The organism is Sphingomonas sp. PP-CE-1G-424 (assembly GCF_004341085.1).
GTDB lineage: Bacteria > Pseudomonadota > Alphaproteobacteria > Sphingomonadales > Sphingomonadaceae > Sphingomonas.
Genome location: NZ_SLXW01000003.1, coordinates 729,610 through 745,021, shown reverse-complemented (window position 1 = coordinate 745,021; position 15,412 = coordinate 729,610). Strand labels below are relative to the sequence as shown.

Below are 15,412 nucleotides of genomic sequence, written 5' to 3'. Positions count from 1 at the left end.
CAGCGGCGTTCTTCTCGGAGCGGAACGCCTCTGCGTCTCTGCGCCTCTGCGCGAACCAATCTTCTGTTGCGCCGAGGGTTGTCGATGACATGTTCGCGCAGAGGCGCGGAGGCGCAGAGATTATAGATTTGGGCCGCAAGCGCCGTTTTTTAATGAAATGTAAAATCGTCTTCCGAATACCATGCCGAATTAAAAATAGACGTCCACGCGACTCACGGCATTGTGTGAAGACTGCATCAAAACACTTGCGCTATCTTCAACGCTATTGCGCAAGTTGCCGGGCCTGTTGAACAATTCTATTGCCCGGTAACCGACGCAACGAGGAATCCGTCCTGCCGATCGGCATCCTGCCTCGCCGGTGCGACCGGAGAACGAGGCCGACGGGCCGGGCGACCATATCGGCTACCCCTCCGCGCCTCAGTCGTAGCGGCGGAGGATGCCGGAGAGTTTGCCTTGGACGCGGACTTGGGCGGGGGCGTAGCGTTGGGGGGCGTAGGCTCGGTTTGCCGGGTCGAGGCGGACCATGGCGCCTTCGCGACGGAAGTATTTTAGAGTGGCTTCGCTGTCTTCAATCAGGGCTACCACGATCTCTCCGTCCCGGGCGGTCTCGGTGCGGCGGATCAGGGCGTAATCGCCGTCGAGGATGCCGGCTTCGACCATCGAATCGCCTGAGACTTCCAGCGCGTAGTGTTCGCCGGTGCCGAGGAGTGCGGCGGGGACGGCGAGCATCGTGCTGCCTTCGAATGCCTCGATCGGGACGCCGGCGGCGATGCGGCCGTGGAGGGGAATCTCGATGACGTCGTTGGCCGGTTGCGGGGTCGCGGCGGCGGGGGCTGCCTTGACGTTCGACGGCTTGGATGGGGTCTTCTTTTCCGGGCGCTCGGGCATGCGGAGCACTTCGAGCGCGCGCGCGCGGTTCGGCAGGCGGCGGATGAAGTTGCGCTCCTCGAGCGCGCTGATCAGACGGTGGACGCCCGACTTCGACTTGAGATCGAGTGCGTCCTTCATCTCCTCGAACGACGGCGAGACGCCGGTATCGTTGAGGCGATCGTTGATGAAGCAGACGAGTTCGTGCTGCTTGCGCGTGAGCATGGCGGTTCTCCGTCCGGAACAGACTGGGAACTTCTATGGAACATAATTAACGCCGTCAAGCGCTCGCTTCACGCGATCACGAGGATTTCCGCCGATTCGCCTGTCTTTGCGACGGGGGCGTTACCGGGGCGGACGATCAGGCAGGTCGAACGGGCGAGCGTGAGCAGCATCGAGCTGTCCTGGATCGTCGAGGCATAGGCTTTGCCGTCGCGCAGTTCGGCGCGGAGATAATCGGTGCGGGCGTTGTTCGCAGGCAGGTCTTCGCCGAGCAGCGCGTGGGTCGACTGAGGGAGCGGATCGCGTGCGCCGGCCATGTGCGCGACGACGGGTTTCACGAACAGCGTCGCGGTGACGAACGCGGAGACCGGGTTGCCTGGGAGGCCGAGCACCATCATCTCGCCGATCCGGCCGGCCATCATCGGCTTGCCGGGGCGCAGCGCGATCCGCCAGAAATCGATGGTGCCGCCAGCGGCTTCGATCGCCGGGCGGACGAGGTCGTGATCGCCGACCGACGCGCCGCCGGTGGTGACGAGCAGGTCTGCCTGCACGCTGGCGAAGGCATCGCGGAGGATTTCGAGATTGTCGGGCAGGATGCCGAGGTCGATGATGTCGACGGGCATGTCGGCGAGCATTGCGGCGAGCATGATGCCGTTCGATTCGGGGAGCGCGACGCCGTCGGTGGTCGAGCCGGGGGGGACGAGTTCGTCGCCGGTGGCGGCGACGGCGACGCGGACGCGGCGGTTGACGGTGAGGCTGCCGTGGCCGCCAGTCGCGGCGATGGCGATGCGTGCGGGACTGAGGCGGTCGCCGGCGGCGATCAGGCGGGTGCCGGTGGAGAAGTCGAGGCCCTTGCGGCGGGTGTTGCGGCCGAGCGTCGGGGGGCCTTCGCCGGCTAGGATCAGGGTTTCGCCGTCACGCTCGGCTTCTTCCTGTACCATGACGGTGTCGGCGCCGTCGGGCATTGCTGCGCCGGTGAAGATGCGGGTGGCTTGGCCGGTGGCGACGTGGCCTGCGAAGGGGCGGCCGGCGGCGCTTTCGCCGATGACGGTCCAGGGGCCCGGGAGGTCGGCGTAGCGGATCGCGTAGCCGTCCATGGCCGAGAGGTCGGCCGCGGGCTGCGTGCGGCGGGCGAGGATGTCTTTGGCGGCCCAGCGGCCGGCGGCCTCGCGTAACGTCACGGTGTCGTGGCCGACGCGGGGGGCCATGGTGAAGAGGCGGGACTGGGCTTCGGCTACGGGGACTAGGGTCATGCTTTTGGCTCTGATATTAGGTGGTTTTCCTGCCGGAAGTGCAGGAAGTTCACACGCTGGGAGACTTTTCGCGGGAGTCGTTCTGGGGTTCGGGTTTGGAACGGTTTCGTCCGGTAGAAGGTCCGGCGGGAGGGGGCGAGTTTCGGGTGTGTCTGGCGCTTTGCCATGGGTTTGGGATGTAGGACAGATGTTGTTGGGACTGCGGCCGGTGGCAGGGCGGTTCGTCGCAGCTCCCCCTCCTTGTTCTCCCGCGAAGGCGGGAGCCCAGGCTGGGTCCCCGCCTTCGCGGGGAAACAAGAGTTGGGCGGAGGGCGGTTGCTATAATGTTGGCCTTCCCGATTGGGCCCCGGCCTTCGCCGGGGTGGAGCCAGTTCGCTGGTGTGGTGCTGGTAGGTTGGTGCCGCTGCTTTCTTTCGGGTCGGCGAGGGGATGCGGGTGATCGCCTTCGCGCCCTTCGAACCTCTAGCCAGCGCGGGTTCATCCTTTGCGAGGCTTTGTTTGGGGGAAAGAGACACCAGATCAGCATGATGACACGGAATCAGCCTCGGGCGAGAGACAGGATCGGGGCGGCGGTGGGCGCTGTCCTGTTGCCGGGAGTGCTGGGCTATGCGCTGCTCAACGGGCTGGTGGTGACGATGCCGGCGGCGGTGAGCGATGCGTTGAAGGTGTTCGATGCGGCGCCGCCGCCGCCACCGCCACCTGAGGAGAAGGTCAGGCCTCGGCCTTCGCCTAGCCGCAAGCCTGAGGGGGCTGCGTCGCCGCCTAATTTGAAGTCGAAGGCTACCGAATTGGTGGCGCCGCCTCCGGTGGTGCCGGTCGTGGTGCCGCCGCCGGTCGTGGTTGCGGAGAAGGCGGGGGTGGGGGCGCAGGCGACGGCGGGCGCTTCGGATGTTCGCGGGCCGGGGACCGGAAGTGGCGGAGTCGGGAATGGCACCGGGAGTGGGGGATATGGCGACGGCGATGGCGGCGGGGGCGAGGAGACGCCGCCGCGATGGCGTAGGGGGCGGTTGAAGGACTCGGACTATCCGCGCGAGGCGGCCGAGACGGGGATCCGGGGGCGGGTTTCGGTGCGGTATCTGGTCCAGACCGATGGCCGGGTTTCGCGGTGCCGGGTCACGCGGTCGAGCGGGAGCCGGGAGCTCGATGCGCTGACGTGCCGGTTGATCGAGGAGCGGTTTCGGTATGATCCCTCGCTCGATGCGGCGGGGCGGCCGGTGGAGTCTACGATCGTGGAGGATCACGAGTGGGCTATGGGTGGGGATTGAGTTCAGCTGAGCGCGTTCTGCTTGGCGTGCCCTCACCCTCGCCGCCTTTGGCGTCTTTCCCTCTCCCCGTTGGGGAGAGGGTTTGGTTACGCGGTCCAGTTGCCGGATTTGCCGCCCGACTTTGCGCGGACGCGGATGTCCGAGAGGACCATCGTCTTGTCGATCGCTTTGGCCATGTCGTAGATCGTGAGGAGCGTTACCGTGGCAGCCGTCAGAGCTTCCATTTCGACGCCGGTCTTGCCTTCGGTCGAGGCGGTGGCGGTGGCGGTTACGCCGGTTTCGTCCACCACGAGTTCGATTTCCACCTTCGTCAGCGGGAGCGGGTGGCAGAGGGGGATGAGGTCGCTGGTGCGCTTGGCGGCCATGATGCCCGCGACGCGCGCGACGGCGAGGACATCGCCCTTTTTTGCGGTGCCGGCGCCGATCGCCGCGGCGGCTTCGGCGGACATGGTGATGCGGCCGGAGGCGATGGCTTCGCGGGCGGTGACCGCCTTGCCGCCGACGTCGACCATGCGGGCCGCGCCGGCTTCGTCGATGTGGGTGAGGCCGGTCATCCGACGAGAGCGCGCGTTGCCGCTTCGACGTCGTTCTGGCGCATGAGTGCTTCGCCGATCAGGAAGCAGTGGATGTCGTGTTCGGCCATCGCGTCGAGTTCGGCGCGCGTCGTGAGCCCGCTTTCAGCGACAAAGGTGCAGTCCTTCGGGGCCTTGCCGACGAGGTCGTAGGTGCGCTGGAAGTCGACCGAGAAGTCGCGCAGGTCGCGGTTGTTGACGCCGATCAGGCGCGACTTGAGCCTCAGTGCACGCTCCATCTCGTGCGCGTCGTGGACTTCGACCAGCACGTCCATGCCGCATTCGAGCGCGGACGCTTCGATCTCGGCCATCTGGATATCGTCGAGTGCCGCGACGATGATCAGGATGCAGTCGGCGCCGATCGCGCGTGCCTCGGTCGACTGCCAGGGGTCGACCATGAAGTCCTTCCGCAGGACGGGGATCGAAACGGCGTCGCGCGCCGCCGTCAGGTAGGCGTCGGAGCCCTGGAACCACTTTTCGTCGGTCAGCACCGAGAGGCACGCGGCGCCGCCCGCTTCGTAGGCGCGGGCGTGGGCTACGGGATCGAAATCGGCGCGGATGAGGCCTTTCGACGGACTCGCTTTTTTGACCTCGGCGACCAGCGCGTAGCCGGTCTTGGCGTCGAGCGCGGCGCGGAAGCCACGGGGCTTCGACATGCGGGCGATGCCGGCGTCGATGTCGGCGAGCGAGGTCGTGGCCTTGCGCGCGGCAACTTCGGCGCGCTTGGTCTCGAGGATACGGTCGAGCATGGTCATGTCAGTAGGCGATCCAGCGGGCGAGCAGCGCGTCGGCGCTGCCGGTGTCGAGGGCGGCGGCGGCTTTGGCCGCGCCGTCGACGAGAGTGGGGACGGTGCCGGCGACCATCAAGGCGGCGGCGGCGTTGAGCAGGACGGCGTCGCGGTAGGCGCCGGTCTCGCCCTTGAGCAGGCGGCGGAGCGCGTCGGCGTTGTGGTGCGCGTCGCCGCCGCGGATGTCGGTGATGGCGTGGCGCGTAAGGCCGGCGTCTTCGGGGGCGACGTTGGCGGGCAGCGTTACGGTGCCGACCGAGGCGACGATGCTGGGGCCGGCGCCCGACAGTTCGTCGAGGCCTTCTTCGCCGGAGACGACGAGCGCGGCTTCGGTGCCGAGCTGCTCGAGCGCTTCGGCGTAGAGCGTGACGTAGTCGGGGCGGGCGATGCCGATGAGTTGCCGGGTGGTGCCGGCCGGGTTGGCGAGCGGGCCCATCAGGTTGAAGATCGTGCGCTTGCCGATGCGTTGCCGGATCGGGGTGATGCGCTTCATCGCCGGGTGGTGGTTGGCGGCGAACAGAAAGGCGATGCCGATCTCGTTGAGGCTTGCCTCCGCAGTGGCGCCGGCGCGGTCCATGTCGAGGCCGAGGACTTCGAGCGTGTCGGCGGCGCCGGCCTTGCTGGAGGCGGCGCGGTTGCCGTGCTTGGCGACGGGGACGCCGCACGCTGCGACGACCAGCGCGACGGCGGTCGAGACGTTCAAGGTGTGGTGGCCGTCGCCGCCGGTTCCGCAGACGTCGATCGCGCCGGCGGGGGCGTCGATCGGGATCATCCGGTTGCGGAGCGCGCGCGCGGCTTCGGCGATCTCGATGCTGGTTTCGCCGCGGGTCGCGAGATCGGTGAGGAAGGTGGCGATCGCGTCGTCGCTCGCGCGGGCGTCGAGGATGTCGGCGAACGCCTCGCGGGCGGATTCGCGGGAGAGGGGGGAGCTGGGGTCTGGGAGAACGGTGGTGGTGATCACAGCTCCAGGCCTTCGCGCGGTATCACCGGGATCCCGGCCATCTTCAGGAAATTGGCCAGCATCGCGTGGCCGTGTTCCGTAGCGATGCTTTCGGGGTGGAACTGCACCCCGTGGATCGGCAGCGTCTCGTGGCGGAAGCCCATCACCGTGCCGTCCTGCGCGGTCGCGTTGACGACCAGCGTGTCGGGGACCGCGTTGACGATCAGCGAGTGGTAGCGCGTGGCGATGAACGGCGAGGGCAGGCCAGCGTAGAGCCCGGTGTCGTCGTGGACGACGGGCGAGGTCTTGCCGTGCATCAGGCCACCGCGTTCGACCTTGCCGCCGAAATGCTGGCCGATCGCCTGGTGGCCGAGGCACACGCCCAGCAGTGGCTTGCCGGCATCCGCGCAGGCGGCGACGAGCTCGAGGCTGACGCCCGCCTCGGTCGGCGTGCAGGGGCCGGGGGAAATAAGGAACGCGTCCGCGCCCGACGACAGAGCCTGCCCGGCGGAGATCGCATCGTTGCGGACGACTTCGACCTCGACACCCAGTTCCATCAGATAATGGACGAGGTTCCAGGTGAAGCTGTCGTAATTGTCGACGACGAGGATCATGGCGCCGCCATAGCCGATGCGTCACGCCGCGCAACGGTGTTGCCGCAAACCGAGGCCGTTGGACGGGCCGTCGCAATTCTGTCGTGCTGCAGTCGCGAGAGCCGGGCACCGCTCCTATATGAGCGCTATCATTCAGGGCGGAGCAATGCCGCGTGCTGGACGTTATCCTTTCAAAGGAGCTTAACCGATGTTTCGTACCGCCGTCCTCGCTGCACTGATCGCACTTCCCGCCATGGCCTCGGCGCAGGACGCACAAGTCGACACGCCGCCGCAGCGTATTCGCAGCGTGACGCTGACCGGCGACCAGAAATGTCCGAAGTCGAGCGGCGGCGAGATCGTCGTCTGTTCGACGCTCGACCAGCCCTATCGCATCCCGAAATCGCTGCGCGACGACAAGCCGGTCGCGGCTCAGAACCAGAGCTGGGTCAACCGCGCGGCGACGATGGATCAGGTGGGGCGTGTGGCTGGCGGATTGCCGGATACGTGTTCGGCGGTCGGCACGGGTGGCCAGTCGGGCTGCTTCATGCAGCGCAACCAGGCGTATGCGGCGGAGCGTCGTGCGTCGGCTACCGAGTCGAACCCGCAGCCGTAAGTCTGTCGTTCTCCGGTGAAGGCAGGGACCAAGACTGGTTCCCTGCCTTCACGGGTAGCCACTCTGCCTACTGACCGAAGCCCGGTGCCTTCGCCCGGCTGACCGCTTCGCGTGCGGCGGCGAGGATCGCGCCGGCCTTGGCTTCGCATTCGCGCTGTTCGTATTCGGGGATGCTGTCGGCGACGATGCCGGCCCCCGCCTGCACGTGGATCGTGCCGTCCTTCACCACCGCCGTTCGCAGCACGATGCACGAGTCCATCGAGCCGTCGGGGGAGAAATAGCCGACCCCGCCTGCGTACGCGCCGCGCCGTTCGGGTTCCAACTCGGCGATGATCTGGCAGGCGCGGACTTTCGGTGCGCCGCTGACGGTGCCGGCGGGGAAGCCGGCGAACAACGCGTCGAGCGCGTCCTTGTCGGGCGACAGCGTGCCGACGACGTTCGAGACGATGTGCATGACGTGGCTGTAGAATTCCACGCCGTAGCTGGCGGTCACCTTCACCGAGCCCGGCGACGCGGCGCGACCGACGTCGTTGCGGCCGAGATCGAGCAGCATCAGATGTTCCGCGCGCTCCTTGGGGTCGGCGAGCAGGCTGATGCGGTTCGCTTCGTCCTCGGCGGCGGTCTTGCCGCGCGGGCGGGTGCCGGCGATCGGGCGGATCGTGACTTCGTCGTCGCGGACGCGGACGAGGATCTCGGGGCTCGATCCGATCAGCGCGAAGCCCGGCAGGTCGAGGTGATACAGGAAAGGCGACGGGTTGATGCGGCGTAGCGAGCGGTAGAGCTCGAACGGCGGCAGTGCGAACGGCGTACTGAAGCGTTGCGCGAGCACGACCTGGAAGATGTCGCCGGCGAGGATGTAGTCCTTTGCCGCGGCGACCATCTCGCCGTAGCGGCCCTCGGGAAGCGCGGGCGTGTAAGTCGGTTCGGCGACGTCGGCGCGGATCGGTGCGGGGACGGGCGTGCTGGCGAGCTTGGCGGCGACCGCGTCGAGGCGCTCTTCGGCTTCGGTCACGATCAAGTCGGCATCGCGTGCGGGATCGGGCCAGGCCGGCGCGACGAGGTACAGCGCGTCGGTCAAGCGATCGAACACCAGGATGACGGTCGGTCGTACGAAGATCATGTCGGGCAGGCCGAGCGGATCGACCGGCGGCTGCGGCAGAGTCTCGACCAGGCCGATCGTCTCATAGCCGAAATAGCCGACGAGGCAGGCAAGCGCGCGCGGTAGTTCGGGCGGAACCTCCGCACGGCATTCGGCGACCAACGCGCGCAACGCGTCGAGCGTAGGCACGGGGCACGGCGCGAACGTCTCGCGATCGGTGGCCCAGTGACGGTTGATCTCGGCGCTGTGGCCGTGCGCGCGGAACAGCAGGTCGGGCGCAAGGCCGATCAGGCTGTGGCGACCGCGGATCGCGCCGCCCTCGACCGATTCGAGCAGGAAGTCGCCACGCCCCGGCTCGATCAGCTTCAGCGCCGCGGCGACCGGCGTCTCGGTATCGGCGACCTGACGACGCCAGACGAGCGCGGGACGCCCTTCGGCCAAAGCTTCGCGCGCGCTCTTCATACGATCAGTTCCCGGCAGCGCCCTGGCCGAGCAGGTCGGCACGGACGCGGGCGATCGAGGTTGCGTTGGTCTTCACGCCGACGTCGGCGCGGACCGCCTTGGCGAACTGCTCGACATATTCGCGACCGACCGAGCGGGCGATGTTGCCGCGCGCGGCCTTGATCGCAGCCTGATTGCCGGCTGCGTTGCCGCTGGCGATGCTGTCGAGCTTGATGATGAACCAGCCGCTGTCGTCGGGTGCGGCAAGCGTCTTGGCAGTGTTCGGCGCCATGCTGAACATCAGCGCGAGGGCCGGCGGGGCACCGCGCGGATCGGCGGCGATCTGCGCGCGCGACGCGGTCAGCGGACGCGCGGCGGGAAGCGGTAGCTTGGTCTGCGCGAGCGACTGCTGGATCGGCATCCCCTTGTTGATACGGGCGAGCACGTCAGCGGCGACCTTCCGCGCAGCCTGGCGTGAGCGATCGGTGGTCACGTCGCGGAGCACGTCGGCGCGAACCTGTGCCAGCGGGCGCGGGGTGGCGGGAACGACGCGGCCGAGCGCGACGACCGCGAAGCCGCCATCGGTGCCGAGCTGAACGAGCTGCGGCCCGTCGCCATCGGCGGCCTGGAACGCGGCAGCGACAAGCGGCGCGATCGCGGGATCGGGCTTGCTGGCGGCATCGTCGGGGTTGACGCCGTTGGCGATCAGCGCCGGCGTGGTGACGGCGGCGAGCTTCTGGTCGGCGATCACTTCGTCGAACGTCGCGTTCTTCGAAAGCGAGTCGTCGATCTTATCATGGACGTCGGACAGCGCGGCCGCGGCCTTCTGGATGCCGAGTGCAGCAGCGATCTCGCCACGGACCTCGTCGAGCGAGCGACCGGCGACGTTCTCGATCTTGTCGACCTTGGCGACCGTCCAGCCGAGCTGCGTGCGGACCGGGCCGATCACCGCGCCGCTGGGGGCGGCGAACACGGCATCGGCGACCTGCGCGGAGGCGGTGCCGGCATAGGCAGCCTTCTCGACGCCGGCCTGAGTCGAGGCTTCGAGGCCTGCTGCACGGGCAGCGTCAGCGAGGCTGGTGCCGGCCTTCACCTTGGCGGCAAGCGCGGTGGCACCGGCCTGGTCGGCGATGACGACCTGCGTGATCGTGCGCTTTTCGGTCGCCGCATAGCGGGCGCGGTCCTGCTGGTAGGTCTTGGCGATCTCGGCGTCGGTCGGGACGGCCTGCGCCTTGACCCGGTCAGGCGAGACGATCGCGTAGCGGACGATGCGACGCTCGGGCACGGTGTAGCGTGCGATGTTGCGCTTGTAGAAGGTGGCGAGGTCGGCATCGCTCGGCGCGGGGCCCGCTGGGACGACCGCGGCGGGGATGAAGCCGATCGTGCCGGTGCGCTTTTCGAGCAGCAGCGATGCGTAAGGGAGCGCGAGTTGGCTGGCGACCTGGGTCGCGCCGGTGCTCGGAATGGTAAGCTGTTGCGCGAACGTGTCGCGGACGATGTCGCTGCGAATCTGCGCGTCGGTCAGCTTCCGCTGGGCGAGCACCTGACGGTACAAATTCTCGTCGAACTTGCCGGTCGGTCCCTGCAACGCGGGGATGCTGGCGATCTGGCCGTCGACGGCGCGCTTGCTGACGACCATGCCCTGCGCACGGCCGAACTGTTCGAGCGCCATGCTGGAGACGATCCGGTCGAGCGTGCCGTCGAGCCCGCCCTGGTTGACGAAGGTCGCCATGTCGAGCGTCGGCTGTTCCTGGCGGAAGCCTTCGAGCTGCGTCTGCGCCGGCGTCTTGAGTTCGTTTACGGTGACCTCGGCCTTGCCGACCTTGGCGACGTCGCCACCGGTGATCCCTGCGCCACCGGTCATTGAGCTCAAGCCCGTGATGTCGCCGGCCGCGAACGCGAGTGCGATGACGCCGAGCACGATGAAGGTGATGACCACGCCGACCTTCGAATGGGTAAGGCGACGAAAGAAAGCGAGCATGGACAGCCGATCGACAGGGATGGGAACGCGGTTGCTTTACGGGGGCGAGGGCGGCTCTTCAAGTCGGGCGGTTGCACAGTCCTTCGGGTCGTGTCGTCCCGTGCGGGCTTGTGCAGGGCGGTCGCGTCGCTATCGCTGGGCAAAACATGCGGGAGATCGTGATGCGGCGGAAGCTTGTAGCCGGAAACTGGAAGATGAACGGGTCGCGGGCGATGCTCGTCGAACTCGAGGCGATCGCGGCGGCAGCGCAGGCAGCGCCGGGGATCGACGTGTCGGTCGCGGTGCCGTTCACGCTGATCGATGCGGCGTCGCAACGCGTGCCGGGGTTGGCGATCGGTGCGGAGGACGTGCACGAGGCGGATTCGGGCGCGCATACCGGCTGCGTCTCGGCGGCGATGGTCAAGGAAGTCGGCGCATCGTTCACGATCGTCGGTCATTCGGAGCGACGCGCTGATCAGCACGAGACGAGCCACGACGCGTGGGCGAAGGCGGCGGCGGCGCGGCGGCAGGGTTTGCAGGTCATTCTGTGCTGCGGCGAGACCGAGGCGGAGCGCGATGCGGACCGTGCCGAGCGTGTCGTGCAGGCGCAGATCGAGAAATCGGTGCCGGACAATGCGGACGGGAGCTGGTTCACGCTCGCTTATGAGCCGCGTTGGGCGATCGGCACGGGACGCACGCCGACGCTGGACGAGATCGCGGCGATCCATGCGATTGCGCGCGCCAAGTTGCGGATGCTGATCGGTGACGCGGCGGCGGGCGTGCGGATCCTGTACGGCGGGTCGGTGACGGGGGCGAATGCGGCGGCGATCCTGTCGACGCCGAACGTCGATGGTGCGCTGGTCGGCGGTGCGAGCCTGACCGCGGAGAAGTTCGTGCCTATCATCGAGGCGGCGGCAACACTTTGAGGGCTTGCGCGATTGTTTGTTAAGTCCCGATAAACATTATCGACTTATGCTTAACGGACGATTCGGTGGTCGGATTGGCGTGACGCTGCTTTCGTGCGAGGTTGGTATGACCAGATGGTATTCCGGTTACGTTGGGGCCTCGGCGGCGATTTGCGCCGTCCTTTGCTCGACGCCGGTACGGGCGGAGACGCCGCGCGAGTTGCTGACGCAGGCTGGATTCGTCGACCGCGATCGCAGCGTCGCGCTGGCGCGGATCGACCGGGCGGCGGCAGCGGCGGGGCAGGCGCTGAGCCGATCGCCGAACGATGCCGAGGCCGCGATCATGCAGGCGATGGCGAACGGGTACCGCGCCAAGCTGCTCGGTAACCGGGGTCAGGCGATCGCCGCGCGGAAACAATATGAGGCGCTGGTCGTCCGTTATCCGCGCAACGCCGAGGCGCAGGCTGCGTTGGGCGCCTGGCATGTCGGCGTGATCGCAAAGCTCGGACGGTTCGTCGGGCGTGCGGTTGCGGGGGCGCAGAAGGCAGTCGGGTTCGAGGCTTTGGACAAGTCGGTGGCGTTGGGTGGCAACCGCGCGATGTTTGCCGGGCTGGCCGGGTTGTTGCGGTTGGAGCTGGATCCGAACGATGCGCGGGGACGGGCGCTGGTCGAGACCGCGAGCAGGGCACCGACGCCGACCGCTATCGACGGGTATGTGCGGAAAGCTGCGGTAGCGGTGCTGGTGCCGTTGCGGGCTGGCGATGCGAATGCGACGAAGGCGCTGGCGGACAAGTTGCTGCCGTTTGGGCAGTTCGCGACGGGGTGATCCAGTTACGCCATCACAGCCGTCATTCCCGCGGAGGCGGGAACCCATACTGGCTATCGTATCGGTGTGATCACTGACACCTGAGATTATGGATCCCCGCCTGCGCGGGGATGACGGGGTGTTTGGCGTTCCCTTTATTTAGCGCGAGTACCGCTTGGCCAACATCGCGAACGCGGCGCGGAGGGCATAGGCTTCGCCACCCTTCGGTCGCCCTGGCTTGGCGGACGGGCGCCATGCGAAGACGTCGAGATGCGCCCACGCCGCGGTCTTGGGCACGAACCGGCGGAGGAACAGCGCGGCAGTGATCGCGCCCGCGAATCCACCATCGGGTGCGTTGACCATGTCGGCGATGTCCGACTTCAGCATCTCGTCGTAGCCGTTCCAGAGCGGCAAGCGCCACATCTGGTCGTTCTGTTCCAGTCCGGACGCGAGCAGGTCCGCCGCTAGCGCTTCGTCGTCGGTGAACATTGGCGGCAGGTCGGGGCCGAGCGCAACGCGTGCCGCACCCGTCAGCGTCGCAAAGTCGAGGATCAGTTCGGGGTTGCTCTCGCCCGCCTTGGTCAATGCATCGCCGAGCACGAGGCGGCCTTCGGCATCGGTGTTGGTGTTCTCGACCGTCAGGCCCTTGCGCGTGGCGAGCACGTCGCCGGGGCGGAAGGCGTTGCCGGCGATCGAGTTTTCCACCGCGGGGATCAGGAGATGGAGACGGACCGGGAGCTTGGCGGCCATCACCAGGCTCGCGAGTGCCAACGCATGTGCCGCGCCGCCCATGTCCTTCTTCATCAGTCGCATGCCGGCGGACGGCTTGATGTCGAGCCCGCCGGTGTCGAAGGTGACGCCCTTGCCGACCAGCGCGATGCGCGGGTGAGACAGGTCGCCCCATTCGAGTTCGATCAGCCGTGGCGCGCGGTCCTTACTGGCGGCTTGGCCGACCGCGTGGATCATCGGGTAGCCGGTCGCGAGCGCATCGCCGCGCGTGGTCGTGACGGTCGCGCCGTGGCGTTTGGCGAGCGTCTCGGCGGCCGCTTCGAGATCGGCGGGGCCCATGTCGGAGGCGCCGGCGTTGACGAGGTCGCGGACGAGCGCGGTGGCTTCGGCGAGACGGATCGTCTCGTCGATATGCGCGGCGTCTTCGGTTAGCAGAACGCGAGGGCCGATCGCGTCGGGCTTCACGTACCGCGTGAACTGGTGCTGCGCGAGCATCCAGCCGAGCCCGGCCGCGCCGACCGGGCCTTTCGCGAGACGGTATGTGCCTTCGGGTAGCGACGCGCCGAGCGAGGCGATCCGCCAGGGCGACGTCACCGCTTCGTTGCAGACCAGCAGCATCGACCAGTCGTCCGCGGTCTCGCCGGGCAGCACCGCGCGGTCGCCGGGCTTGCCGGTCAGCCGATGCGCGGCGATGGTCGTGCGGATGCGCTGCGACTGCTTGGCGAGCCAACCCTCATAGGCGTCGGGGTGGACGACGTGGATCGTCCGCGCGGGCTGGCCGCGGTCGGGTTGGAGCATCGAAGCGAAGTCGGTCATTGTGCGGGCGCCACCAAAAGTTGTTCGTATCGGCCGTTCGCGCCGGGCTCGGCATAGGTGCTGAGCGAGAGCGTGCGGTCGGGATAGGTGATGCGGTAGGTGCGGTTGACGAAGCCGCCGCGCAAGCGGGTCTTGCCGGATTGTGCAAACGCGGTGGGTTCACCGAGCGCGCTCAGGCTCGTCTTATAGTCGGCGAGCGCGACCGGCTTGAAGTAGTAGTTCGCGTCTTCCGTGAGCCCCTTGCGGTCGAGCGTGCCGGTGCGGAGCTGGTCGTAGACCGCTCGGGCTCGGGCGAGCGCGGCGGTGTCTTCGGCATTGGCGGAGGCGGGTGGCAGGACGATTTTTGCAACTCCCGCGGCGATGCGGCCCGTTGCGTCGCTGAACCAGCTGTTGGTGAGGACGACGATCGCCGCCTTGTCATCGGGATAGACGGTGTTTTCGGACAGGAAGCCGACCGCTTCGCCGCTGTGCTCGACATAGCGGCGGCCGTTCGCGCTGCCGGTGAAGACGCCGAGGCCGTAGCCGTTGCTTGATCCATCGGCGAGTTTCACCGGGGTTTCCTGCGCGGCCCAGTCGTCGGCGGGGAGCGTGGTGCGGTTGAGGCGGGCGACGTCCCATTTGGCGAGGTCTTCGGCGCTCATCGAGAGTTCGCCGGCGGCGTAGAGCCAGCCGTCCGCGCTGGGTGTCTCCGGGCGGACCGGGCCTAGGGCGAAGCGGCCATAGCCTTGCGGGTAGGCCTTGCCGATCGCCTTGTCCTGGTCGAGCGCGCGGATGTCGAGCGTCTTGAATATGCGTTGCTGAAGGAAAGCGAGCAGGGGTTGGTTTGCAACCTTTTCGACGATCAGGCCGGCGACGACATAGCCGGTGTTGGAATATTGCCACTGCGTGCCGGGGGCGAAATCGAGTGGTTTCTTTGCCCAGCGATCGACGATCTGCTGCGGCGTGACGGGCTTGGCCATCGCCGCGAAACTGTAGTCTTGTGGCCAGTAATCCTGGAGGCCCGAGGTGTGGCTGAGCAACTGGCGGATCGTGATGCGGTCGCCGCCGGTGATGCCGGGGATGTATTTCGCGACGGTGTCGTCGAGGCTGAGCTTGCCCTCGTCCTCGAGCAACAGGATCGCGGCGGCGGTGAACTGCTTCGAGATGGAGGCGATCTGGTAGGGGAGCTTCGGGTCGGCGGTGGCGATCGCCTCGGACGGTTTGCCGTACGCCTTGGCGAACACGATCCGGCCGCCGCGGACGACCGCAATCGAGGCGGAAGGCACGCCGGTATCGCCGAGCGCGCCGGTGACCAGCGTGTCGATCTGCGCGGTTTCGGCGGGGGTAAGCGATTGCGCGATGGCGGGGGCGGGGAGCAGCGCGGCGACGGCGAGGAGGCGTAGGATCATGGCTTGCAACGAAGCAGAACCGGCCTGTGCGCGCAACGCCCGCAATTTTAATTTCGCGCCGGTTGAAGGGGTTACGCTAGGGCAGAAATGTTGACGGAACACGCCGTGTTACACGCACGTTTCATCGTCCGACCGGGAGCCTTTTCACGTCTTAGG

The 15,412-nt window shown here is 67.5% G+C and carries 14 protein-coding genes; 4 read left to right on the top strand and 10 right to left on the bottom strand.

Going from position 1 to position 15,412, the window contains the following annotated elements:
• Positions 1 to 417: 417 nt before the first annotated feature.
• Positions 418 to 1,092, bottom strand: a complete 675-nt coding sequence (gene lexA / locus C8J43_RS13400) for a transcriptional repressor LexA (protein ID WP_133031312.1) — start codon at positions 1,090 to 1,092, stop codon at positions 418 to 420.
• A gap of 68 nt (positions 1,093 to 1,160) precedes the next feature.
• Positions 1,161 to 2,342, bottom strand: coding sequence for a molybdopterin molybdotransferase MoeA (locus tag C8J43_RS13395; protein WP_133031311.1), 1,182 nt, complete (start codon positions 2,340 to 2,342; stop codon positions 1,161 to 1,163).
• 572 nt (positions 2,343 to 2,914) lie between these two features.
• Between C8J43_RS13395 and C8J43_RS13390 the strand changes: the two genes are divergently transcribed.
• A complete protein-coding gene (locus C8J43_RS13390) occupies positions 2,915 to 3,607 on the top strand; it encodes an energy transducer TonB (RefSeq protein WP_243645568.1) in 693 nt (230 codons plus the stop codon).
• An 86-nt stretch (positions 3,608 to 3,693) separates the two neighbouring features.
• On the opposite strand, the gene moaC is transcribed toward C8J43_RS13390, so the two are convergent.
• The 4 genes from moaC to C8J43_RS13370 are packed head-to-tail and all read right to left on the bottom strand — an operon-like array spanning position 3,694 to position 6,521.
• Positions 3,694 to 4,161, bottom strand: coding sequence for a cyclic pyranopterin monophosphate synthase MoaC (gene moaC / locus C8J43_RS13385; protein ID WP_133031309.1), 468 nt, complete (start codon positions 4,159 to 4,161; stop codon positions 3,694 to 3,696).
• Positions 4,158 to 4,934: an indole-3-glycerol phosphate synthase TrpC gene (gene trpC / locus C8J43_RS13380; RefSeq protein WP_133031308.1), complete on the bottom strand. Its 777-nt coding sequence runs from the start codon at positions 4,932 to 4,934 to the stop codon at positions 4,158 to 4,160. The genes moaC and trpC overlap by 4 nt, the downstream gene beginning before the upstream one ends.
• Position 4,935: 1 nt before the next feature.
• Positions 4,936 to 5,928: an anthranilate phosphoribosyltransferase gene (gene trpD, locus C8J43_RS13375; RefSeq protein WP_133031307.1), complete on the bottom strand. Its 993-nt coding sequence runs from the start codon at positions 5,926 to 5,928 to the stop codon at positions 4,936 to 4,938.
• The gene (locus tag C8J43_RS13370; protein ID WP_133031306.1) at positions 5,925 to 6,521 is read right to left on the bottom strand and encodes an aminodeoxychorismate/anthranilate synthase component II; all 597 of its coding nucleotides are present in this window, start codon (positions 6,519 to 6,521) and stop codon (positions 5,925 to 5,927) included. The genes trpD and C8J43_RS13370 overlap by 4 nt, the downstream gene beginning before the upstream one ends.
• A gap of 187 nt (positions 6,522 to 6,708) precedes the next feature.
• Between C8J43_RS13370 and C8J43_RS13365 the strand changes: the two genes are divergently transcribed.
• Complete coding sequence (locus C8J43_RS13365) at positions 6,709 to 7,113, top strand: hypothetical protein (RefSeq protein WP_133031305.1); 405 nt, start codon at positions 6,709 to 6,711, stop codon at positions 7,111 to 7,113.
• Positions 7,114 to 7,180: 67 nt separating this feature from the next.
• Here the strand turns inward: C8J43_RS13365 and trpE are convergent, their stop codons facing one another.
• Together trpE and C8J43_RS13355 are read right to left on the bottom strand one after the other, a co-directional pair.
• Positions 7,181 to 8,674 carry an anthranilate synthase component I gene (gene trpE, locus C8J43_RS13360; protein ID WP_133031304.1) on the bottom strand — a complete coding sequence of 498 codons (1,494 nt, stop codon included), beginning with the start codon at positions 8,672 to 8,674 and terminating at the stop codon, positions 7,181 to 7,183.
• A gap of 4 nt (positions 8,675 to 8,678) precedes the next feature.
• Positions 8,679 to 10,634, bottom strand: coding sequence for a peptidylprolyl isomerase (locus C8J43_RS13355; protein ID WP_133031303.1), 1,956 nt, complete (start codon positions 10,632 to 10,634; stop codon positions 8,679 to 8,681).
• Between the two features lie 158 nt (positions 10,635 to 10,792).
• Between C8J43_RS13355 and tpiA the strand changes: the two genes are divergently transcribed.
• Both tpiA and C8J43_RS13345 read left to right on the top strand, forming a co-directional pair.
• Entirely contained in the window at positions 10,793 to 11,539 is a 747-nt protein-coding gene (gene tpiA, locus C8J43_RS13350; RefSeq protein WP_133031467.1) for a triose-phosphate isomerase, read from the top strand.
• Between the two features lie 106 nt (positions 11,540 to 11,645).
• Positions 11,646 to 12,344 (top strand): hypothetical protein, encoded by a 699-nt coding sequence (locus C8J43_RS13345; RefSeq protein WP_133031302.1) that lies wholly within the window; start codon positions 11,646 to 11,648, stop codon positions 12,342 to 12,344.
• Positions 12,345 to 12,482: 138 nt separating this feature from the next.
• On the opposite strand, the gene C8J43_RS13340 is transcribed toward C8J43_RS13345, so the two are convergent.
• A complete protein-coding gene (locus C8J43_RS13340; protein WP_133031301.1) occupies positions 12,483 to 13,868 on the bottom strand; it encodes a leucyl aminopeptidase family protein in 1,386 nt (461 codons plus the stop codon).
• Positions 13,865 to 15,256 carry a serine hydrolase domain-containing protein gene (locus C8J43_RS13335; protein WP_133031300.1) on the bottom strand — a complete coding sequence of 464 codons (1,392 nt, stop codon included), beginning with the start codon at positions 15,254 to 15,256 and terminating at the stop codon, positions 13,865 to 13,867. The genes C8J43_RS13340 and C8J43_RS13335 overlap by 4 nt, the downstream gene beginning before the upstream one ends.
• Between the last annotated feature and the right edge of the window lie 156 nt (positions 15,257 to 15,412).